The organism is Gordonia sp. w5E2 (assembly GCF_036540975.1).
Classification (GTDB): Bacteria; Actinomycetota; Actinomycetes; order Mycobacteriales; family Mycobacteriaceae; genus Gordonia; species Gordonia jacobaea.
The window spans coordinates 4,005,328-4,026,066 of record NZ_CP144213.1 but is presented as its reverse complement, the minus strand read 5'-3'; the positions used below and the strand labels follow the sequence as shown (position 1 = coordinate 4,026,066).

The window sequence follows — 20,739 nt, the reverse complement described above, 5'->3', positions numbered from 1 at the left end:
CTGCCACCCCCACCTGCGGACCTGACAAGTTGTACAGCCTTTCGGCGTCGCACTGCCACAATGTCCAGTCGGCGGTTACGGTGGGTGGGTGACCACTGTTCGATGGCTGATGGCCCAGCGTCGACTCGAGCTCTCGCTGCGCGCCGGGGCCGAGGGCCTCGACCGCGACCTCGACTGCGCGGTGAGCTCCGAACTCGTGAGCACCGCCGACTGGTTGCAGGGCGGCGAGGTGCTGTTGACCACCGGCATGCGACTGAACGCCGACGACGCTGCCGCGCAGCGCGAGTTCGTACGCAGCCTCAACGCCGTCGGTGCCGCCGCGATCGGGTTCGGTGTCGGTCTCGGATTCGACGAGGTGCCCGACGGTCTGCTCGCGGCCGCCGACGAGTTCGGTCTCCCGTTGTTCGAGGTTCCGCTCGCGATACCGTTCTCGGCCATCACACGGGCGGTCCTCGATCAGATCGCCGCGCAGCGGTCGGCGCGGCTGGTGTCCGCGACGCGTGCGCAACCTCGCATGACAAGGGCCGCAACGGTATCGGGGTCGAAGGGACTCGTACGGGAGCTCGCTGATGCGGTTGGCCAGCGGGTGATCCTGCTCGACGCCGGGCACACCCCGGTTGCGGAAGCTCCCGGACAGGCGAATGCCGTTGAACTCGAACAGCTTCGCACGATAGTGATGCGCGACCCCGCATCCGCGGGTGCCGTCCGCGTGACCGATGATTCGGTGCTCACCGTCGCGCGAGTCGGTTCGGGGGCAACGACGTTCGGACATCTCGGCGTCATCGGTTCGAGCCCACTCGACGACGTCGGCCGCATGCTGATCGGCCACGCCGTCTCGCTGCTCGTCATCGAATATGCCAAGCCGCAAGAGGTTCGACGCGACGTCGGCGAACTGCAGGGTGAAGTGCTCGCGCTCGCCATGGACCGCCACGTCGGGGAGCGATCGCGCGAGATGCTGCTTCGGGCAGCCGATCCCGAGGGTCGGGTACGCGCGGTGGTGTTCCGTTTCGAGAGTGTCGACGATGCACAGCATGGTGCTCGACGCCTCGCCGTCGAGTTCGAGCGCCGGTGGCGGCCTGTGTTCGTGCACCGTCGCGACAACGAACTCGTCGGCCTGATCCGCGGCGACGATCACATCCAATTCGCCACCGGTCTACTCGGAATGCTCAGTGCGACAGGCACAGTCCGCGGCGGGCTGGGGCCCGCGGTTCCGGTCGACGACGTCGCAGACTCGGTACGGCAGGCTCGCCTCTCGTGTCGTTCGGCGGCTGCGGGTCAGCTCCTCGACCTCTACGACCTACGCTCACTTCTCGCCAGCGACACCGTGCGAGAGGTGTTGCGCGACAGCTACACCGAGCGCATCGCCCCGCTCGTCGCATACGACGCCGCGAACGCCGGACATCTTCAACAGAGCCTGCTGGCCTACCTCGAGGCCAACGGCAACTGGGGTGCCGCGGCGGCTGCGCTCGGCGTGCACCGGCATACATTGCGCGGCCGTATCGAGCGGGTCGAGGACATGCTCGCCGTCGACCTTTCGGATGCCCGCACCCGCGCCGAATTACTGCTGACACTGCTGAGTGAGAGCGCGTGAGCACCCGCCGCCCTTGGCTTCTCGTGGTCCTCGCGACGCTGCTGTTGGCGACGGCGTGCACCGACGGCGGCTCGAATTCGGCGGAGAGTTCCGGGACGACCGCGAGTGCGGGGACGTCCGCCGGCACGGGAACAACAAGCAGCAGCGGAAGAGCCGCCAGCGCCGCGTACGTCAACCTCGGCGACAGCTACAGCGCGGGAACGGGGGTGCGTCCGCTCGTCGAGGATTCGCCGCTGCAGTGTCAGCGGTCGTCGTCGAACTATGCACACGTGCTTGCGCAGCGACGGGGGCTTGCCCTCGACGATGTCAGTTGCGCGGGTGCGACGACGTCGGATTTCTTTGCGGCGCAATACTTCGGTGTCGATCCGCAGCTCGACGCGCTCGGGGAGAGAACGCGGATCGTGACGCTCATGATCGGCGGCAATGACGGTGACATCTTCTCCGGAACCATCGCCGACTGCGGTGAGGTGGCCGCCGCCGACCCGACCGGGGCGCCGTGTCGCGCCCGGTACGGCGACAGTTTTGTGCGCGGGGTGCAGTCGAACACCTATCCGGCGCTGGTGAAAGCGCTGAACGCCGTCGCCGACCGCGCCCCGAACGCACGCGTGGTCATCGTCGGGTATCCGTGGATTCTGCCCGATACGACCGGCTGCTATCCGACGATGCGCATCGCCGCGGGCGACGTCGCGTACATCCGCGACCTGCAGGCGACGCTCAACCGCGCGGTCGCGCGAGCAGCCACCGAGACCGGCGCGACGTTCGTCGATATGTCGACGGTCTCCGAGGGTCACGACGCCTGCCAGCCCGAGGGCGTGCGCTGGATAGAACCGCAAGTCGGGTCGTCGGCGCCGGTGAAGGTGCACCCCAACGTCGACGGCCAGCGGGCCATCGCCGACCAGGTGGGCGCCGCGCTGGGCCGGTGAGCACACCGAAGGTTGGCGGCACAGGACTCACCGAGCAATCCACAGCCCGCCGCGTGTCCACAGCATCGTTCATCTCGCCGGCTTCGCCGCTGGTTCGCAGCGATCCGCGCGAGACGCTGTGGTCCGTGACCGGACTCGAGCACAGCGACCAGTGGCGCGGCGTCTTCTCCTGGGCTGAGCTGACCCGCCGCGACTTCAGCCAGGCGCAGGTACGGCGAATGGTCGACTCTGGCGACCTGCGTTTGCTGCGTCGAGGCTGGTACGCCACCTCGTATGCGGACCCGACGGTCGTCTCGGCAGTGAGCGCGGGCGGAGTCTGCACCTGTGCCAGCGCGCTCGATCTGCACGGCGTGTGGGTTGCCCCGTACGGCGACCTCGTCCACGTGCGCGGCCGCAACGTCGCCGCGCGCGGATCTGCCGGCACACATCACGCGTGTACCCGCTACGGACGGGCGCCACGGGAGGTCTACCCGCTCGACGACGTGGCCACAGCGCTGCAGTACGCGGTCCGTTGCCTCGGCGACGAGGGCATCGTCGCCGCGTGCGATTCCGTGCTGCATCAGGGGCTTCTCGAGTTCACCGACCTACAGGCCTTGTTCTCGTCGATGCCCGTTCGGATCAGGCGACTCCTCGACCGGTGCGTCGACTGCCTCGACTCCGGGGCCGAGTCCATCTTCGGGTTCCGCCTGACCACGCTGGGGATCGCATTCGAGAGTCAGGTGGAGATTCCTGGGATCGGCAGGGTCGACTTCTTGATCGGAAAGAGGCTGATCGTCGAGGTCGACAGCGTCGCCTACCACGACAAATCGCCGGAGCAACGCGAGAATGACCGGGTCCGAGACGAGACCGCTCACCGTCTCGGCTACATCCCGTGGCGAATCTCTTACAAGCGGCTGATGTTCACCTGGGACGAAGTGGTCGACACGCTTCTCGCGATGATCCGCCGACGCGACCACCTCAAATCGCTGGCCGAGCCGCCCGAGCTGACGCGCCAGGCGGCCGACTCCGGCGCCGATCACGCCCTCGGCTACTGGGACGATCCCGACTTCACGGGATGCTGAACCCCGCGCAGGCCGGGTCCGTACACAACTGTGACGTCAGCGGGGCGCCGAGACAATTATTGTCGTGGCCTCGCGCTGGCGACCGGATTGTGTACGTAGTTTGCGGCCTGCGGCCCGGCGAGTTTCTCCAACCCGGCGCCGCGCGATTGCAGTCGCCATCCGAGTGCCTGTGCGGCCTGACCAGGGCGAATTGTCGCCGATCGTTGCGGTTTGGAACACTGTAGGCCGTGAGGAGTTCCGCTGAGGTCGCAGCCCGTTCCGCTGAATTGTTCCGTCGGGCCCAGGATGCGACGCCCGGTGGGGTCAATTCGCCCGTGCGCGCGTTCTCGGCGGTCGGCGGCACTCCGCGATTCATCGCCTCAGCGCAGGGCTGTCATCTGACGGATGTCGACGGGAACGACTACGTCGACCTCGTCTCCTCCTGGGGCCCGATGATCCTCGGCCACGCGCACCCGGCGGTCGTGGAGGCGGTGCAGAAGACGGCGGCGCACGGTCTTTCCTTTGGCGCGCCGACCGAGGGCGAGATCGAACTCGCCGAAGAGATCATCGACCGAGTCGACCCGGTCGAGCGTGTTCGCCTGGTCAACTCCGGCACCGAGGCCACGATGTCGGCGATCCGCCTCGCGCGCGGCGCAACCGGACGCTCGAAGATCATCAAGTTCTCCGGCTGCTACCACGGTCATGTCGACGCTCTGCTCGCCGACGCGGGCTCCGGTATCGCGACGCTCGGCCTGCCGACGACGCCCGGCGTCACGGGTGCGGCGGCACACGACACCATCGTCCTGCCCTACAACAATCTCGACGCCGTAGCCGAAGCGTTCGCCACCTACGGAGACGAGATCGCAGCCGTGATCACCGAGGCCGCGGCCGGCAACATGGGCGCGGTCGCCCCTGTCGACGGTTTCAACGCCGGACTGCGCGATCTCACCAGACGCCATGGCGCGCTCTTCATCATCGACGAGGTCATGACGGGCTTCCGTGTCAGCCCCGCAGGCTGGTACGGACTGGAAGGCGTCGCTGCCGACCTCTACACCTTCGGCAAGGTGATGAGCGGCGGACTGCCCGCTGCGGCGTTCGGCGGTCGCACCGACATCATGGAGAACCTCGCGCCCACCGGGCCCGTCTATCAGGCGGGCACGCTCAGCGGTAACCCCGTCGCCGTCGCCGCGGGACTCGCGACGCTCCGCCACGCCGACGCCGACGTCTACACCGCACTCGACGCCAACGCCAACCGGCTGGCCGCGCTGTTCACCGAAGCGCTCACCGACGCGGGCGTCGGCCACCGGGTGCAGATGGCGGGCAACCTGCTCAGTGTGTTCTTCACCTCCGACACCTCGACGCCCATCACCGACTACGCCGCGGTCAAAAACACCGAGACCTGGCGTTTCGCGCCCTTCTTCCACGCACTCCTCGACGCGGGCGTGTACGCACCGCCCAGCGCATTCGAAGCCTGGTTTGTCTCTGCGGCGCTGGACGAGGATGCTTTTGGTCGAATCGCTGACGCGCTGCCGGCCGCAGCCCGCGCTGCAGCGCACGCCACGCAATCGGGGGAGTCCGACTGATGCACACGATCGTCCACATGATGCGCCACGGAGAGGTGCACAACCCGGACGGCATCCTCTACGGCCGTTTGCCCGGATTCCGCCTCTCGACGACCGGCCGCGCCCAGGCGGAGAAGGTCGCGGGCACGCTCGCCGACCACGACATCACCGCGGTCTTCGCCTCCCCACTGCAGCGTGCGCAGGAGACCGCCACCCCGATCGCCGCAGCACACGGACTGCCGATCTTCACCAACGATCAACTCATCGAGGCCGAGAACGTGTTCGAGGGCCTCAAGGTCTCCGTCGGCGACGGCGCGCTGAGCAAGCCCCGACACTGGGTCAAGCTGCGCGACCCGTTCACCCCGTCGTGGGGCGAGCCCTACATCCAGCTCGCGCACCGCATGCTCGCGGCCGCCAACAAGGCGCGCGACGCCGCTCGCGGCCACGAGGCCGTCTGCGTCAGCCACCAATTGCCCGTCTACACCCTTCGACGATTCCTCGAGGGCCAGCGTCTCTGGCACGACCCCCGCCGTCGACAATGCTCACTTGCCTCGCTGACCAGCCTCATCTACGACGACGACGCTCTCGTCGACATCATCTACTCCGAACCCGCCGGGCATTCCGACCCGCTCGCCACCGGGGCATGAGCCGGATTCGACACATGCGCAGTAAGACCTTCACCGCAGCTCTGTTCGCCGTGCTGACCGCGCTCGGCGTGCTGCTCAGCGGCTGCAGCGGAGGTAATGACGCCGTGGCGCAGGGCGACACCTTCCAATTCGTGTCGCCAGGGGGACAGACGACGATCACCTACCCCGAATCCGAGCGCAAGCCGATCGCCGACCTCATCGGCCCCGACCTCGTGACCGACAAGCAGATCGACGTCGACAAGGACTTCGCAGGCAAGGTCACGGTGGTCAACGTGTGGGGCTCGTGGTGCGCTCCGTGCCGCGCAGAGGCCGACGATCTCGAGACCGTCTACGACCAGAACAAGGACAACGGCGTCGCCTTCGTCGGCATCAACCTGCGCGACGACCGACAGTCGGCCAAAGACTTCGTCGCCGACCGCAAGGTCGGGTACCCCTCGATCTACGACTTCGACGGCGCGACGCTCGCCTCGATGACCACACCCACCTCGGTCGTCCCGACGACCGTCGTCCTCGACCGGCAGCACCGTCCGGCCGCGGTCTACCTGCGCACGGTCAGCGCCGACGAACTCGACGCGATGGTGAAGAAGATCGCCGCGGAAGACTCCGGAAAGCAGCCGTGAGCGGAATGGGACAAACTTTCGCCGACACGGTCACCAGCGGCCCGCTGCTGTTGGCGCTTGCCGCGTGCGTGATCGCCGGTCTCGTCTCCTTCGCGTCTCCGTGCGTGGTGCCGCTTGTCCCCGGCTATCTCTCGTACCTCGCAGGCCTCGTCGGGGCGGAGGCGCCAGCGGTGACGGTCGGTGAGTCACCCAAGCGCGGACGCTCACGGGTGGCGATCGCGGCAGCGCTGTTCGTCCTCGGCTTCACGGTGGTCTTCGTTGCCGCGACGGCGACGGTCCTCGGCATCACGAGCACCGTGATCGTCAATCATGATGTGCTGCAACGCATCGGCGGGGTGGTGACGATCGTGATGGGCCTCGTCTTCGTCGGACTCGTCCCGATGATGCAGCGCGAGTTCCGCTTCGCGCCGCGCAACGTCTCCAACATCGTCGGGGCCCCACTGCTCGGCGCGGTCTTCGCGCTCGGCTGGACCCCGTGCCTCGGTCCCACACTCGCCGCGGTCATCGCCACCGCGAGTGGCACGCAGGGCGCGACAGCTGCGAAGGGCGTCGCGCTGATCATCGCGTACTGCGCAGGCCTCGGCATTCCGTTCGTCATTCTCGCGTTCTCGTCCGCGTGGGCACTGCGCAGCCTCGGCTGGTTGCGCACGCACGCCCGACTCATCCAGATCGTCGGCGGCATCATGCTGATCGCGGTCGGAGTGGCTCTTGTCACCGGCTTGTGGGACCAGTTCATCGTGTGGGTCCGCGACGCTTTCATCTCCGACACCGAGCTTCCGGTATAGAAGCAGGGCGAACATGACACAGACCATCGACCGACCGTCCACCCCCGCGCCGCAGGCCCCGCAGCGTCCGCACTGGGTCAAGCGTCGGGTGCTGTGGCCGCTGCGCAACCTCTGGCGCAGCCTCACGTCGATGCGTACCGCGTTGGTGTTGTTGTTCCTGCTCGCGCTCGCCGCGATCCCCGGTGCCTTGCTGCCGCAGCGAGAACTCAACGAGCAGAAGACACTTCAGTACATCTCCGACCACGGCTGGCTCGGCGAGTGGATGGACAAGATCCAGCTCTTCGACGTCTTCAAGAGCGCGTGGTTCACGGCCATCTACGTCCTGCTGTTCATCTCGCTGGTTGGTTGCCTCACCCCGCGCATCATCGAGCACGCCAAGAGTCTTCGCGCCAAACCCGTTGCCGCACCCCGCAATCTGTCGCGCATGCCGCGACACATCACCGAGACGGTCGACGGCGAGCCCGCCGAACTCGCCGAACGCATCTCGGGCAACCTGCGTGGCTGGCGACGCGAGATCACCGTGCGCGAGCCGTCGAAGGCATATCCGGACGGCTGCGTCGAAGTGTCGGCCGAGAAGGGATACCTGCGCGAATTCGGCAATCTGGTCTTCCATTTCGCGCTGCTGGCGCTGCTCGTCTCCATCGCGGTCGGCAAGGTGTACGGCTATGAGGGCACGCGCAGTCTCGTCGCCGACGGCGAGCAGGGATTGTGCAACACGTCGACGGCGGTTTACGACTCGTTCCGTGCGGGCGCGCTGGTCGACGGCACCAACCTCTCACCGTTCTGCATCCGCGTCGACGACTTCTCCGCGACCTTCCTCCCCAACGGTCAGCCGTCGATGTACGACGCAAAGATCCGCTACACCACCGACCCGCGCACACCGTCGTCGCAGTGGCAGGAGCGCTCGGTGCGCGTCAACGATCCGCTGCGCGTCTCGGGCGATCGCGTGTACGTGCTGGGCAACGGGTTCGCGCCGACCTTCACGGTGACCTTCCCGAACGGGGAGAAGCGCACGCAGACCGCCCTGTTCATCCCCGAGGTGATGCAGACCATGCTGTCGTCGGGCGCCGCGCGCTTCGACACCCCGGCTGGCCTGTATCCCGACGAGGACACCCGCCGTAAGAATCAGATCGCCCTCGAGGGGCTCTTCGCGCCGACGGCGAGCTACGACGGCACGCTGCTCAGTTCTTCGTCGCCGGAGCCGAACGACCCGCAGGTCGCGATCCGCATCTACCGTGGCGACACCGGCCTCGACACCGGCCGTGCGCAGAACGCCTATTCGCTGGACCCCACGATGATGCACCAGGGCAGGCTCAACCGTGAGGCCCAGGCGAACCTGAAGATCGGCGAGAGCGCGAGCCTCCCCGACGGCACCAAGGTCAGCTTCGACGGCTACAAGCGCTGGATCTCCGTCCAGGTCTCGCACGATCCTGCGCAGACCTGGGTGCTCGTGTCGTCGATCGTGATGCTGGTCGGGTTGGTGGTCTCGCTGATCGTCAAACGACGCAGGATCTGGGCGCGTCTGGTGCCCGACTCGGACAACGGCGACCGACGACGTACGGTAGTAGAGATTGCCGGACTGGCTCGCACCGACCAGGCCGGCTGGGGCGAGGGCTTCGACGAGCAGGCACGCGGCCTGCTCACCGACGACAACAGGAGACTACGACGCCTGTAGTCGCGGACGCTTCCAGCAGACTGCAGCAGTAGAGATAGGGCCAGCGATGGGTAACGGAACAGACCAGATCGACGAAACGTTGGCGCGCTACTCCGACCTTCTGTTTGGTACGGCGATCACCATCTACGTCCTGGCGATGCTCATGTTCCTCGCCGCACTCGCAGGAGCACGCTCCCGCAAGCTCACCGCGGCCAAAGAACTGGTCGCAGCGGGAGGCGGTTCGACGACGCAGCGCGCCCCCGGCAAGATCGAGGGTCCCGCTCCGCGCACGCTGTCGGAGAAGATCGGCAACATGGCCTATCCGGTCGTGTTCGTCGGACTCATCGCGCACATCGCGTCGATCGTCACCCGCGGACTCGCCACCGACCGCGCCCCCTGGGGCAACATGTACGAGTTCATCTCGCTGACCTGCGCCGCGTGCGTGGTCGCCGGGCTCGTCATCCTGCGTAAGCAGATCACCCGCCCGCTACTGGCTTTCGTGCTGCTCCCGGTCACCCTGCTGATGTTCATCGCGGGCCGATGGCTCTACACGCAGGCCGCGCCCGTTGTTCCAGCGCTCAAGTCGTACTGGCTTGCCATCCACGTCTCGATCATCTCGATCAGCTCGGGCGTGCTACTCGTCTCCGGCGTCGCCAGCATTCTGTACCTGGTCAAGATGCGCTGGGGAGCGTCGGCCGAGACCGTCTCCGAGACCGGTGGCGGCGTCGTCGGCGGACTGCGTCGACTTGTTGCCCACATCCCGACCGCAGAGGCACTCGACCGTCTCGCCTACAAGTGTGTGGTGTTCGGGTTCCCGCTCTTCGGCCTGGGAATCGTGTTCGGCGCCATCTGGGCGGAGTCGGCATGGGGCCGCTTCTGGGGCTGGGATCCGAAAGAAACCGTCTCGTTCATCGCGTGGATCATCTACGCCGCTTACCTGCACGCCCGCGCAACTGCCGGATGGCGCAACAGCACCGCGGCATGGATCAACGTCGCCGGATTCGTGGCGCTGCTGTTCAACCTGTTCATCATCAACCTGGTCGTCTCCGGCCTGCACTCCTACGCCGGCCTGTGACAGAGCCCGCCGACGCGGAACGGTGAGGTAACGCGCGCCTACGCGGAACGGTGAAGTAGCCCGCCTACGCGGAACGGTGAAGTAGCCCGCTACGCGGAGCGGTGGCCACCGGTTGTCCGCGCGCTGCGCTCTGACAACGCCTGTGCGCGAACCATTTTGAGCAGATCGATCATGACGTCGATGGTGTCGGGGCAGAGGCTTGCCAGGTCGACTCCGGACAGATGTGTCTCTGTCGTGGCGAGCATCTCGACGTAGTCGCGCTGCCGCTGCACACGGTCGAGGTCCTCGGAGGGATTCGAGAGGAAGTACGTCACGCTGACCTCGAAGGCGCTCGCGATGGCCTCCACTGTCTTGAACGACGGCGTACGCGCCTTACCTGTGCGCAACTGCGAAATGTAGGCGTCGCTCAACGAGTGGCCGTGCTGATTGGCCTTCTCCGCGATCCGCTTACCGGTATACCGTCGGCCGTCTTCATCGCGAGAATGCTCAAACAGTTCGGCTAGTTTGGCGGCGAAACTGTCGTCGCCGTCGGGAGCCGTGCCCGGGCGAGTGGTCATGATTCAGAACTCGCCCGACGTGTCGATGTCGATGACGCTATTCCCCCTGGCGCTGTGTCTGCTACGGACCGCAATCGTAACCACACCGTGTAGGTGTGCGTCGTGCATCCCCGGTGCAGGGTGCGTCACAGTTCGTCGTTGGGTCCTCGCGTGCGCCTGTCGAGATCGCGAAGGAAATCCACGTCGTCGTCGGGCCCTACGGGTCCGTGGCTGCGAGACGTCGGCCTCCCCGTCGTCGTGTCACGTCGTTCTGCCAGAGCGGGCCCAAACGCGCGCCACAACAGAAAACCGATCGCGGCCAAGCCGACGATGGCCAAAAGAAACGTCATGGCAACCTCCCATCAACCAGGATACGCGCCCCGGTGTGGGAGATCGGTGAGCCCAGCGGCGCGTGGTGGCTATCCGACGCGACGATTGAGAAGTGCGACAACGTCCTCCTCGCGGAAACGACGATGGCCGCCGGGGGTACGAATCGACCCGAGAATGCCCGAGCTCGCCCACCGTGCGACGGTCTTGGGGTTCACGTTGAACATCGCGGCAACCTGGCCGGGGGTCAGTGTGTGCTGGCTTGCGAGGCCGGGGGTGATGACGGTGGCTACACCAGGGCTGAGAGCGGTCATTGTTCTCCCCTTCGGGTTTCTCTTCCAAAGACGCGCGGTGATTGCGCGTTGAGACATGAATACACGCAAAACGCCCAGGTACTCGAACCGTCATTACGAGGTAAAGAGAGTCAAAAGGTGCCTGTGACCTGCAAACACCGATTATGCACCCAAGTATCCTGAACATGTGACCGACAAGCAGGAGCCCACTCAAGCGGGTACGCACAAACCAGACAACACAGACATCGCAGGTCAGAGCCGTGTGGGCATGGGAACGTTGCTCGTCTCGATCCTTCTCTACACCGTGGCGCGACTGCTACTGGTGGTGGTTGTGGCCGCGATCATCATGGGAATCGGTGCGCTCGCGGGCGTCACTGTGCCGCTGTTGGTAGCCGCGGTGTTCGGTGTCCTCATCGCGCTTCCGTTGGGCATGGTGTTGTTCAAGAAACTGCGCGTACGCGTCAACACCCAGATCGCCGCGGTCGACGCCGAGCGTCGTCGTAAACACGACGACCTCCAGACGCGCCTGCGTGGGGCAGACGGCAAATGAGCTCTAAAACACAGCCCCTAGACCCGCCGAACGCCCGATGAGTGCGACTCTCGACCCGGCGCGATCCGTCGACCATCGCACAGATCGACGCTGGGCCGACAACGCCGTGCGACTGATCGAGGCCGACGCACGGCGCAGTGCCGATACGCATCTGCTGCGCTGCGAGCTTCCGGGATGGTCGCGCTGGATCGACGACGGAAGCAACGGTGCTCCGGGCACCGAGGTCGGCGTCGACCTCTATCTGAAGGACGAAAGCACACACCCCACGGGTTCGCTGAAGCATCGGCTGGCCCGTTCGCTGTTCCTGTATGCGATCTGCAACGGGTGGATCACCGAGGGCACCACGGTGATCGAGGCGTCGTCGGGATCGACGGCGGTCAGTGAGGCGTACTTCGCGCATCTGATCGGGGTGCCGTTCATCGCCGTGATGACGTCGGGAACGTCACCCGCCAAGACAGCACTGATCGAGCGCGAGGGCGGTCGCTGCCACTTCGTCGAGCGTGCGTCGGATGTGTACGACGAGGCGCTGCGGCTCGAGGGCGAACTCGGCGGACATTTCATCGACCAGTTCACGATGGCCGAACGTGCAACCGACTGGCGTGGGAACAACAACATCGCGGAGTCGATCTTCGCGCAGATGGCCACCGAGGATCATCCGGTGCCCACGTGGATCGTGGTGGGTGCCGGTACGGGCGGAACGTCGGCGACGCTTGGTCGTTACCTGCGCTACCGCAGACATCCGACGTGGCTGGCCGTCGTCGACCCGGAGAACTCGGTATTCCTGCCCGCGTACGAAACCGGTGACGGATCGCTGCGGTCGGAAACCGGCTCGCGGATCGAGGGCATCGGTCGGCCACGCGTCGAGCCGTCGTTCGTGTCGCAGGTCATCGACCGCATGATCGGCGTACCCGACGCCGCGTCGATCGCGGCCGCACGCCATCTGTCGGATCGCCTTGGGCGTCGCGTCGGCGCGTCGACGGGAACCAACATGTGGGGTGTCGCGCAGGTGATCTCGGAGATGGTCGCACAGCGCCGTGCTGGCAGCGTTGTCTCGCTACTGTGCGATTCCGGCGACCGTTACGCCACAACCTATTTCGACGACGACTGGGTCGCGGCGCAAGGCTTCGACCTCGCGCCGCCGACCGCAGTTCTCGACGAGTTCTACCGGACGGGGGAGTGGACGGGCTGATCGCCGCGTCACGCCGACTCGGGGCCGGCGATCTCTCTCGAGGTGTTGTCGTGCAGTCCGAGAGCGCGAAGTGCGTTGGCTTTCAAGAGCTCTCGTGTCGGCATGTGGTAGCCGCTGTGATCGCCGTAGGCGAGATCGGCGACGGGTATCGAGATGCCGAGGCGGGCTAGCGCTCGTGGCCCACCCAGACGTGTGAACTGCCGATAGTCGTTCGGAGCGAGGATGAGTCGAACGTCGGCACCAGCGCGTTGCACATGAGCGATCATCGTCTCCGGCATCTGGAAGACCCGCAATCGCGCTAACGCGGCACGCAGGCGGATGGACCGAATCCTTCCGGACACGTCAGTGAGGTCCCGTATTCCACGGAAGACCACCCGCTGCCGCTGGAGTTCCAGCTTTGCTGCAGCCGAGTTCGACCCATGCAGGAACGGTAGGGGCACGTTGGGCCAGACATCCCACCGGTTGACGTTGGCGATCACGGCAACGGTTCGCGATCGCGCCGACTGTCGATGTGCTGTCTCGATCGCGGCGTGCGCCGACATCCAATTTCCGGCGCAGATCCCCAGGTGAGCGATGACGTGAATCCGAGAGAGGTTGAGCTCGTCCAGAATTCGGTTACCGTCGCGGATGTATGAACGCGTGAACAACTTCACGAACGTGTCGTCGGTTGACGTCGTGCCGGACTCTCCGACGCCCCGCCTGTCGAAACGGACGGTACGGCCTCCTCGGGCCGCGACGTCGTTCGCGAGCTCGAGGTACAACCTGGCTGGGCCGCTGCGGATGTCGTGGCCGATCGGGTGGGGGATGAGTACACGGTCGGCGGTTCCGTGGGTACCTGCCAAAGCGGTATCCCACACAACGATGCCGTCGCGGGTCGTGCGCACCCGTGTCTGTATCGCGCGACCGTCTGGCGTCGTTGCCACAACCGCCTCGGTGACCGGAACGGGTTCGACTCGCCTTCGCTGCGTGGGCATGTGTCGGGACACCCACTGTTGGATGTGTTCGAGTTCCTCCGGGAAATCGATGAGAAGTGCTTCGGTTGCCTGGATGAACGGGGCTTGATCGCTCAGCCCTGTGACCGTGCCTCCCGCAGCGGTGATTGTGTGCGCCAGCGACGAATCCAATTCGTCGTCCGGAATCAACGCGAGAACGTTCCCCTTTCGCTGGCCGAGAACTGCCGCCGGATCGAGGGTCTTACGCGAGAACGCGCGCGCGGCATCGCGGTGGAGCGTCAGCCCGGCCAGGTGAACCAATTCTTCGGAACCCGGGGTCGGTGCGTCCTGGCCTTCAGCGAGGACCGCGTAGAGCATCTGCTGCGTGCGGATGAAGTGTCGCCCGCGCTGGATCGGATCCCAGAGCACGAGGCTATGCGCGCCCTGCTGGACTCGTTCGTTGGACGGCGCCAAGAGCGCGCCGCTGCGGTGTGCAATCACGCAAATCGGTCCGGCACCCATTCGCACGAGATGATCGAATGCCGTGGTGATGCTGTCATCCCAGAGGTCCACGGCTGACGGATCTTCTTGAGAACCCGCGGACTCACCCGTCCCCGTGTAGTCGATTCGAAGGACAAGCAGGCGCTGTGCGGCAAGGAACTCGGCCAGCCGTTTGAAGCCGCGCCAGGTGTGGTTGAGTTCCTTCCCCAGGGGTGGGCACACCAGTACCGCGCCGCGAACCAGCCCGTCCTCGGGGTAGGTATATACGCCGAAGAGCGGGCCCGCATCTGACGACAGGTATGTCGGCGCGTTGACGATCTTCATGGACTAGAGCGCAAGTGCTGCGCGAACTTCGACAGGCCAATCGGAGCTGTCGATCCCATGAATAGCAAACAGTGCCAACGTAATCCGGTCCATGCCAATACCGACGCACGCGCTGTGTGCAGGCTCGCCGTCCGCGGTGGAGATGTCGAAACCGGTTCCGAAGTGGTCCTGGTGGTTGTTGCACGACAGCAGGGCGGTGCCGTCGTCGAGGTCGCCGTACAGACGCACGACGAGTTCGGTCTTCAGGTTCTCCTCGAGCTGATTCGACGCGAGCATCTTGCCGGTACGGCCGAAGAACGGGTCGTTGGCGGGAACGTCGTCGGCGAGCAGGTGAAGTTTGACGAAGATCTCGTGGGCCACCCGCGTCCAGGTTGCGCGGTGTTCTTTCGCGCCCTCGGGGTCGCCGACGTACACGAACTCCTGCATGCGGAAGGCCTGCATGCGCAGCGGGTCGTCGGACGGCTCGTGGCGGAAGCAGTATCCGTGCACGTTGTAGCGAGATCCGCCCTCTGGCAACGTGTTCGGCAGCGTCGAGTACAGCGGGTGACATGCCGCCGAGACGAGCATGGTGCCCGCCGACGAGAGGTGGCCGTCCCACGGCAGGCCGGCTTCTCGGTCGAGAAGCAGCGAACGGTGCTCTGCCGAGCCGCCGGTGAAGGTGGAGATGGCCCCGGTCAGCTGCGGGAACGACGCGATGTAGTCGGTCTTCTCGTATGCCTCCCGAGGGAAGATCGGCGGGAACCGGAAGCGCGTGATGTTCTCCTCGCCGTGGGCGTCGACGCCCGCCTGCCACATGATGCGGTCGACTCCGGCGAAAGCAGCCTCGTATTCGGCACCGCGACCATATAGGCCGTCGAGCCCGGAGGGAATGAGATGTCCCGCTGCGATCAGTTGATCACGGAACTGGCGATGCGCGACCGGAAGGTCGACGACGAGTTGGTCAGTCAATTGGATTACCCCCGTAGTGCGAGGACCAGTTGCGAATTGTTCGCCCGGATCCGGTCGTTGGAAACCATGAGTGCTGGTCCGTATGAGTCGCGAAGCAAACGCCCCATCGAGGCGCGGTGATTCTCGCGGTAACCGTTGATGCCGCAGATGGTCAGTGCACCTGCAACGATTTCGACGACGGCCGTTGACGCAGTCAGTTTGAGATTGTTCATCGTGACCGAGAATCCGATGGTCGGTTCGAGGTGTCCGGCCGCGAGGAATTCTTCGTATTGTGCGATGCCGTCGGAAACCGAGCTCTCGAATCGCTGATGCAGTTCGAGGAGGTCGGCGAGTCGAGTCGCTTGGGGCGGCGTTGTGCCAGGCGTCTTGCGTGCGGCGGCACGAACTTCGGTGCGCGCCTTGGCCATTGCGGCGTCGGCCATGCCGAGCCACGCCGCAGCCCACAACGTGTGCGACGACGGCTGCATGGTGTGCGCGGAGATGATGGAGTAGTCAACGGGAATCACGTTATCGACGCTGGTGTCGGCCGTGAGGATGAAGCCGGGGCTGCAGGTACCGCGGAAGCCGAGGGTGTCCCACTCCGACGTCTTGGTGAGCTCGGTCTCGGCGCGCGGACAGACGACGAGCACCTGGTCTCCGGGCGGACTGTCGCTGTTGCGCCGTGCGGTGGTGCAGATGTAGTCCGCATACTCGCCGTAGGAAATGACCGGTGCATTCTTTTCGAGATGGACACGATCGCCATTTGTCTGTACGGCGCAAGTCGAGGACCGTACGTCACCGCCCGTGGTGATCTCAGTGGTCGCGGAGGCGAGTAGCGCTTCGGTGCGTGCGACTTCGCGAGCCAGATCGGCCGCAGCGGGTGTCGCGGCGTGGAAGCGAAGAGTCAGTGCCTGCGAGTGGTGCATGGCGAAAATCATCGCGGTCGAGCTGCAGGCAGCTCCGAGTTGTCTTGTCACTCTTGCGAGTTCGCTGATCGAGCTTCCGCGTCCGCCGAACTCTACCGGCAGCGATGCCGACAAGAGCCCGTTCTGGCGCAGTGCGTCGACAGCCTCGCGTGGAAAGCGTCCATTGCGATCGACATCGTCGGCAGCAGCAGCGGCGACCTCGACGACCGTCGAAGCGTCCAACGCGCATGCAGAATCCAATTCTCCTGTGGTCAACACATTCCTCCCAAAATGCGAAAACGGAGCGGGATTCACGGACTGATAAATCCCCCAAATGCACGGACCCGTCTTTCCCCCTGTGGTCCATTTTTCAATGCGCCTGTAGTATACGAGCACGATGTGACATCTGCAACGCCAGGTTTTGCAGCTTAATCATCGGTGGGGATCATGATCGGCTCGGGAGGGAACAATGGAAATCAATAAAAGCGACATTCGGTGCATACTGGACAAGTATGGAAAACTAACGGTCGCGGCAGAAGAGGTGTCGGACGATACCGACCTATTCACCGTCGGCTTGACGTCACACGCAACCGTGAACGTCATGTTGGGACTCGAAGATCTTTACGACGTCGAGTTTCCCGAGGAGATTCTGAAGAAGTCGACCTTCTCCAGCGTGAACAGCCTTGCCTCGGCGCTGAGCACCCTCGTCGCTGCCGGAGTATGAGCCTCGTTGTCGGCTGCGACCTCGTCGACGTCGCCGATGTGAGTGCCTCGATCACGGAGTTCGGAGACCGCTATCTACGGCGCGTCTTCACCGATGCGGAGCTCGCGCGATGCGAAGGGTCCACGCGCGCACAGCGTCTCGCGGCACGCTTCGCTGCGAAGGAGTCGGTCATCAAAACACTGATCGACTCCGACGCCGCGACCCCGCTGCATGAGATCGAGGTCGTGATGAACGGTCCGGTGCCCGGTATTCGGCTGACCGGAAGCTTGGCTGCTGTCGCCGAACGCAAGAACTGGCGCGAGCCGTCGTTGTCGCTGTCGCACACGTCGACGCATGCGATGGCGACGGTTATCGCCAACGTCGGGGTGTGATGCACCGCACGTCGCGTCGCATACCATCGATCGCGTGGCGCAATGCGTGGTGCAAGCAGATGACCTGGTCAGGGAGTATCGCCTCGGCGACGAGCGGGTTCGCGCGCTCGACGGGGTGAACCTCACGCTCGACGGTGGGCAGTTCGTCTCCATCGTCGGGCCGTCGGGTGCGGGTAAGAGCACGCTGCTACACATCATCGGGGCACTCGACACCCCGACGTCGGGATCGATCGAGGTCGACGGCGTCGACCTCGCGAGCCTCGACGACAACGCGGCGTCGGCCTTCCGTAGACATCGCGTCGGGTTCGTGTTTCAGTTCTTCAACCTCGTGCCGACGATGTCGGCGTGGGAGAACGTCGCGCTACCAAGGCTTCTCGACAGTCAGTCGCTGCGACGCGCAAAGCCGCGGGCCGTCGAACTTCTCGACCGCGTCGGGCTCGGCAACCGTATCGATCACCGACCGTCGGAGTTGTCGGGTGGACAGATGCAGCGCGTCGCGATCGCGCGCTCGTTGATGATGGAGCCGTCGATCCTCCTCGCCGACGAGCCGACCGGCAACCTCGATTCCCACACCGGAGACTCTGTCCTCGAACTGCTGTCCGAGGTTGCACACGACGCGCCGAATCGCTTGGTGATCATGGTGACTCACGATCCGCACGCCGCAGATGTCGCCGATCGGACGATCGTCGTACGCGACGGCAGGGTCGCAACCGATGGTGACTAAGCTGTTCGCCGCGCTCACGCGTGTGCGGGTCCTGAACCTGCGTGAGCTGCGTGATCACCGTCTGCGCGTTGTCACCTCGCTCATCGTGGTCGCGGTCTCGTCGGCGCTGTTGATCGCGGTACTCGGCACATACGGGTCACTGAGCGAATCGATCCGAGACTTCGACGCCGCGATCAACGGCACGGCACAGCTCGAGGTCGCGTCGATCGCAGACTCGGGAATCGAGGAGTCGGTTGCGGGAGATATCCGCGCACAGGTTCCCGACGCCAAGTCGGTGGTGCCGGTAATTCGCGGTACCGCGGTCGTCGACGACAAGCGAATTGCGCTGGTGGGATCTGACTTTCGTGCGCGTGCCCTTGCCGGCGGTGTCCAGGAGGCCGCAGCCACCGGGCTGAGCCCGGGCGACCTCGACGACGGCGTCATCGTCGGGTCGGGTACGGGTTTGTCTCTGGGGCAACGACTATCGGTCAACGGAGTCGACGTCCGGGTGGTGCGGGTCGTCGACGGTGCGGGACTCAACAACGGCGACTTCATGTTCGCCTATCTCGGCCTGGCTCAACGCCTCACCGGGCTGAGCGGCAAGGTGTCGTCGATCCTCGTCGTCGCAGCGCCGGGCGTCGATGTCGGCACGCTGCGTGACGAGGTGCGGCGCGTCGTCGATGGGCGTGCTGTGGTTGTCGATCCGGGATTCCGCGCGAAACAAGCTGAGGTTGCCGGGTCGGTGACACGTGATTCGACGCTGCTCGTGTCGCTCATCTCCCTTGTGATCGCCGCATTCCTCGTGTTCAACACAATGAATATGGCTGTGGCGTCACGCCGGGCGTCGTTGGCGATGGTTCGCGCGTTGGGCGCCAAGCGATCTCACCTGGTCTCTGACCTGCTCGCGGAGTCTGCGGTCTTCGGGTTCGTCGGCGGCTTGATCGGCGTACCGATCGGAATCCTCGCCGGCCGCTGGGCCATTTCAAGGGTTCCGACGACGAAACGGGATTCGGTCTCGATCGTCGTCGACTATCACCTGCCGTCCTATGCGCCGGTCGTCGCGGTGATCGCGTGTGTGCTTGCCTGTGTTGCCGCGACCTCGCTCGCCGCGCGATCGGTGTTCGCCGTGTCGCCGGTCGAGGCGATGGTGTCTGGACAGGTCGCCGACACCGGACCGCAGCGCGGACCGCTGACCGTGTTGGCAGCGGTCGCCGGTGTAGCGCTGCTCGTCGGGTCGTGGTTCATCGCCGTCGACGTTCCGGGCCGCCCGGCCATCGTCGCGGGCGCGGTGTATGCCGTTGGGGCGCTGCTGGTCTGCTTCGCGCTCACCCGCCCGCTCGTGCGGCTCGTCGTGTCGGTTGCGAGGCGGTTCGGCGGTCCGGGACAACTCGCCGCGGTCAACACCGAACGTGCGCCGCGTCGTGCCTGGGCGACGCTGATGACCGTTGCGGTCGCGATCGCGGTGGGAATGGGCACGTCGGGTGCGCTCGACAATCTCGTTGCGTCGATCTCACATTCGCTCGACGGGCTCGGTGACCCCGACTTCTACGTCTCTTCGACGCCGCGCGACGAGATCCCCGCGGGCGCAGCGTTACCCGACGCGATCGCCGACGAGGTGCGCGCGGTGCAGGGAGTGTCGCGGGTTGTCGGAGCGCAGTGGGCCAACGTCAACGTGGGTGAGGCTCGGATTCTCGTTCAGGGACTCGAACCCGGATCGACGGCGCCGTTCACCAAAAAGACGACACCGCAAGCACTTTCCGACGTCCTCGACGGTCGTGGAATCATTCTGTCGAGCGTGCTCGCCCGGTCCCTCGACGCCGACATCGGTTCGACGCTGCGCCTAGCAACACCAACCGGCTATCACGATCTCGTCGTCCGCGACATCGTGGATTACATCTCCATCGATTCCGGTACCGCCGCGATGTCGAATCCGCTTCTCGCGCAGTGGTTCAACCGGACCGGCGACACGTATCTACAGATCGACGTCGAGCCGACCGCCGACCGCGCTGCGGTGCAAGAGCAGTTGCAGCGCATCGTCGATGCGCATCCGTTGCCGCGGTCGGGGACCGCATACGTCTACACCGGAGCACAGGCGCTGGCGGCAACCCAGCAGCAGGCGCAGCAGGCGGGTGCCTTCACTGTCGCCATCCAGTGGATCGTGTCGGTGGCCGCCGCGATCGCATTGCTCAACACACTGTTGTTGTCGGTACTCGAACGTCGTCGTGAGCTCGGTGTGCTGCGTGCGATGGGGGCGTCGCGTCGATTCATCTCCCGCATGGTGGTCGCCGAGGCCGGCGCGATAGCGGTGGTCGGCACGGTCACCGGACTCGTGATGGGTACGGGCCTGCACTTCTTGGCAGACAAGATCCTGTCCGCGACGACGTCGCTGAACATCACCTACTCGCCTCGACCGTCGACTCTGCTCTTCGTCGCAGTGTCGATCGTGTTGTGCCTGGTAGGGGCGTTTGTGCCAGCGGCTCGCGCGGCTCGGATGAACATCACCGAGGCGATCGTCGAGGAGTAGCGTCGAATTTGGTTGTCAATAATTGTTGACAACGGG

At 65.3% G+C, this 20,739-nt stretch carries 21 protein-coding genes; 15 read left to right on the top strand and 6 right to left on the bottom strand.

Going from position 1 to position 20,739, the window contains the following annotated elements; genetic code table 11:
* The first annotated feature begins 88 nt into the window (after nucleotides 1–88).
* The 9 genes from RND64_RS18175 (at nucleotide 89) to ccsB (ending at nucleotide 9,897) form a co-directional block, all read left to right on the top strand.
* A complete protein-coding gene (locus RND64_RS18175) occupies nucleotides 89–1,591 on the top strand; it encodes a PucR family transcriptional regulator (protein ID WP_331436226.1) in 1,503 nt (500 codons plus the stop codon).
* On the top strand, nucleotides 1,588–2,514 hold the full coding sequence (locus tag RND64_RS18170; RefSeq protein WP_331436225.1) for an SGNH/GDSL hydrolase family protein: 927 nt from the start codon (nucleotides 1,588–1,590) through the stop codon (nucleotides 2,512–2,514). The genes RND64_RS18175 and RND64_RS18170 overlap by 4 nt, the downstream gene beginning before the upstream one ends.
* Nucleotides 2,515–2,567: 53 nt before the next feature.
* A complete protein-coding gene (locus RND64_RS18165; protein ID WP_331436224.1) occupies nucleotides 2,568–3,575 on the top strand; it encodes a type IV toxin-antitoxin system AbiEi family antitoxin domain-containing protein in 1,008 nt (335 codons plus the stop codon).
* Nucleotides 3,576–3,802: 227 nt separating this feature from the next.
* On the top strand, nucleotides 3,803–5,137 hold the full coding sequence (gene hemL / locus RND64_RS18160) for a glutamate-1-semialdehyde 2,1-aminomutase (protein ID WP_331436223.1): 1,335 nt from the start codon (nucleotides 3,803–3,805) through the stop codon (nucleotides 5,135–5,137).
* Nucleotides 5,137–5,763 carry a histidine phosphatase family protein gene (locus tag RND64_RS18155; RefSeq protein WP_049700787.1) on the top strand — a complete coding sequence of 209 codons (627 nt, stop codon included), beginning with the start codon at nucleotides 5,137–5,139 and terminating at the stop codon, nucleotides 5,761–5,763. The genes hemL and RND64_RS18155 overlap by 1 nt, the downstream gene beginning before the upstream one ends.
* Before the next feature lie 14 nt (nucleotides 5,764–5,777).
* A complete protein-coding gene (locus RND64_RS18150; protein ID WP_049700788.1) occupies nucleotides 5,778–6,383 on the top strand; it encodes a TlpA family protein disulfide reductase in 606 nt (201 codons plus the stop codon).
* 5 nt (nucleotides 6,384–6,388) lie between these two features.
* Nucleotides 6,389–7,168 carry a cytochrome c biogenesis CcdA family protein gene (locus tag RND64_RS18145; protein WP_270484137.1) on the top strand — a complete coding sequence of 260 codons (780 nt, stop codon included), beginning with the start codon at nucleotides 6,389–6,391 and terminating at the stop codon, nucleotides 7,166–7,168.
* Nucleotides 7,169–7,181: 13 nt separating this feature from the next.
* The gene (gene resB / locus RND64_RS18140) at nucleotides 7,182–8,843 is read left to right on the top strand and encodes a cytochrome c biogenesis protein ResB (protein ID WP_049700790.1); all 1,662 of its coding nucleotides are present in this window, start codon (nucleotides 7,182–7,184) and stop codon (nucleotides 8,841–8,843) included.
* A 46-nt stretch (nucleotides 8,844–8,889) separates the two neighbouring features.
* Nucleotides 8,890–9,897 (top strand): c-type cytochrome biogenesis protein CcsB, encoded by a 1,008-nt coding sequence (ccsB, locus tag RND64_RS18135; RefSeq protein WP_270484135.1) that lies wholly within the window; start codon nucleotides 8,890–8,892, stop codon nucleotides 9,895–9,897.
* A gap of 89 nt (nucleotides 9,898–9,986) precedes the next feature.
* Here ccsB and RND64_RS18130 read toward each other — a convergent pair whose 3' ends face one another.
* The 3 genes from RND64_RS18130 to RND64_RS18120 form a co-directional block, all read right to left on the bottom strand.
* A complete protein-coding gene (locus tag RND64_RS18130; RefSeq protein ID WP_064866533.1) occupies nucleotides 9,987–10,454 on the bottom strand; it encodes a transcriptional regulator in 468 nt (155 codons plus the stop codon).
* A 125-nt stretch (nucleotides 10,455–10,579) separates the two neighbouring features.
* Entirely contained in the window at nucleotides 10,580–10,783 is a 204-nt protein-coding gene (locus RND64_RS18125) for a hypothetical protein (RefSeq protein WP_270484131.1), read from the bottom strand.
* A gap of 69 nt (nucleotides 10,784–10,852) precedes the next feature.
* Complete coding sequence (locus tag RND64_RS18120) at nucleotides 10,853–11,074, bottom strand: BldC family transcriptional regulator (RefSeq protein WP_049700793.1); 222 nt, start codon at nucleotides 11,072–11,074, stop codon at nucleotides 10,853–10,855.
* A gap of 166 nt (nucleotides 11,075–11,240) precedes the next feature.
* Here RND64_RS18120 and RND64_RS18115 point away from each other — a divergent pair, with 166 nt between their 5' ends.
* Both RND64_RS18115 and RND64_RS18110 read left to right on the top strand, forming a co-directional pair.
* Nucleotides 11,241–11,603 (top strand): DUF4229 domain-containing protein, encoded by a 363-nt coding sequence (locus tag RND64_RS18115; RefSeq protein ID WP_082937908.1) that lies wholly within the window; start codon nucleotides 11,241–11,243, stop codon nucleotides 11,601–11,603.
* 37 nt (nucleotides 11,604–11,640) lie between these two features.
* Nucleotides 11,641–12,792: a PLP-dependent cysteine synthase family protein gene (locus tag RND64_RS18110; RefSeq protein WP_270484128.1), complete on the top strand. Its 1,152-nt coding sequence runs from the start codon at nucleotides 11,641–11,643 to the stop codon at nucleotides 12,790–12,792.
* 8 nt (nucleotides 12,793–12,800) lie between these two features.
* Here the strand turns inward: RND64_RS18110 and RND64_RS18105 are convergent, their stop codons facing one another.
* From RND64_RS18105 to RND64_RS18095, 3 genes are read right to left on the bottom strand one after another with little or no spacing between them, the layout of a single operon-like run.
* Nucleotides 12,801–14,549 carry a hypothetical protein gene (locus RND64_RS18105; RefSeq protein WP_270484126.1) on the bottom strand — a complete coding sequence of 583 codons (1,749 nt, stop codon included), beginning with the start codon at nucleotides 14,547–14,549 and terminating at the stop codon, nucleotides 12,801–12,803.
* Between the two features lie 3 nt (nucleotides 14,550–14,552).
* Complete coding sequence (locus tag RND64_RS18100) at nucleotides 14,553–15,497, bottom strand: amino acid--[acyl-carrier-protein] ligase (protein WP_270484125.1); 945 nt, start codon at nucleotides 15,495–15,497, stop codon at nucleotides 14,553–14,555.
* A 5-nt stretch (nucleotides 15,498–15,502) separates the two neighbouring features.
* Nucleotides 15,503–16,642 carry an acyl-CoA dehydrogenase family protein gene (locus RND64_RS18095; protein WP_331436222.1) on the bottom strand — a complete coding sequence of 380 codons (1,140 nt, stop codon included), beginning with the start codon at nucleotides 16,640–16,642 and terminating at the stop codon, nucleotides 15,503–15,505.
* A gap of 208 nt (nucleotides 16,643–16,850) precedes the next feature.
* Here RND64_RS18095 and RND64_RS18090 point away from each other — a divergent pair, with 208 nt between their 5' ends.
* Genes RND64_RS18090 through RND64_RS18075 form a run of 4 tightly spaced genes read left to right on the top strand, consistent with a single transcriptional unit; the run spans nucleotide 16,851 to nucleotide 20,703 of the window.
* On the top strand, nucleotides 16,851–17,105 hold the full coding sequence (locus RND64_RS18090; RefSeq protein ID WP_270484122.1) for an acyl carrier protein: 255 nt from the start codon (nucleotides 16,851–16,853) through the stop codon (nucleotides 17,103–17,105).
* Entirely contained in the window at nucleotides 17,102–17,476 is a 375-nt protein-coding gene (locus RND64_RS18085; RefSeq protein ID WP_270484120.1) for a holo-ACP synthase, read from the top strand. The genes RND64_RS18090 and RND64_RS18085 overlap by 4 nt, the downstream gene beginning before the upstream one ends.
* Nucleotides 17,477–17,522: 46 nt before the next feature.
* Nucleotides 17,523–18,200 (top strand): ABC transporter ATP-binding protein, encoded by a 678-nt coding sequence (locus tag RND64_RS18080; protein ID WP_197494499.1) that lies wholly within the window; start codon nucleotides 17,523–17,525, stop codon nucleotides 18,198–18,200.
* Complete coding sequence (locus RND64_RS18075) at nucleotides 18,190–20,703, top strand: FtsX-like permease family protein (protein ID WP_270484119.1); 2,514 nt, start codon at nucleotides 18,190–18,192, stop codon at nucleotides 20,701–20,703. Before RND64_RS18080 ends, RND64_RS18075 begins: the two co-directional genes overlap by 11 nt.
* The last annotated feature ends 36 nt before the right edge of the window (nucleotides 20,704–20,739 follow it).

Coding starts and splice junctions, on each gene's coding strand:
- RND64_RS18155 (WP_049700787.1), top strand. CDS start 5,137: ATGCACACGATCGTCCACATGATGCGCCACGGAGAGGTGCACAACCCG.
- RND64_RS18150 (WP_049700788.1), top strand. CDS start 5,778: ATGCGCAGTAAGACCTTCACCGCAGCTCTGTTCGCCGTGCTGACCGCG.
- RND64_RS18145 (WP_270484137.1), top strand. CDS start 6,389: ATGGGACAAACTTTCGCCGACACGGTCACCAGCGGCCCGCTGCTGTTG.
- resB (WP_049700790.1), top strand. CDS start 7,182: ATGACACAGACCATCGACCGACCGTCCACCCCCGCGCCGCAGGCCCCG.
- ccsB (WP_270484135.1), top strand. CDS start 8,890: ATGGGTAACGGAACAGACCAGATCGACGAAACGTTGGCGCGCTACTCC.
- RND64_RS18130 (WP_064866533.1), bottom strand. CDS start 10,454: ATGACCACTCGCCCGGGCACGGCTCCCGACGGCGACGACAGTTTCGCC.
- RND64_RS18125 (WP_270484131.1), bottom strand. CDS start 10,783: ATGACGTTTCTTTTGGCCATCGTCGGCTTGGCCGCGATCGGTTTTCTG.
- RND64_RS18120 (WP_049700793.1), bottom strand. CDS start 11,074: ATGACCGCTCTCAGCCCTGGTGTAGCCACCGTCATCACCCCCGGCCTC.
- RND64_RS18110 (WP_270484128.1), top strand. CDS start 11,641: ATGAGTGCGACTCTCGACCCGGCGCGATCCGTCGACCATCGCACAGAT.
- RND64_RS18105 (WP_270484126.1), bottom strand. CDS start 14,549: ATGAAGATCGTCAACGCGCCGACATACCTGTCGTCAGATGCGGGCCCG.
- RND64_RS18090 (WP_270484122.1), top strand. CDS start 16,851: ATGGAAATCAATAAAAGCGACATTCGGTGCATACTGGACAAGTATGGA.
- RND64_RS18085 (WP_270484120.1), top strand. CDS start 17,102: ATGAGCCTCGTTGTCGGCTGCGACCTCGTCGACGTCGCCGATGTGAGT.
- RND64_RS18075 (WP_270484119.1), top strand. CDS start 18,190: ATGGTGACTAAGCTGTTCGCCGCGCTCACGCGTGTGCGGGTCCTGAAC.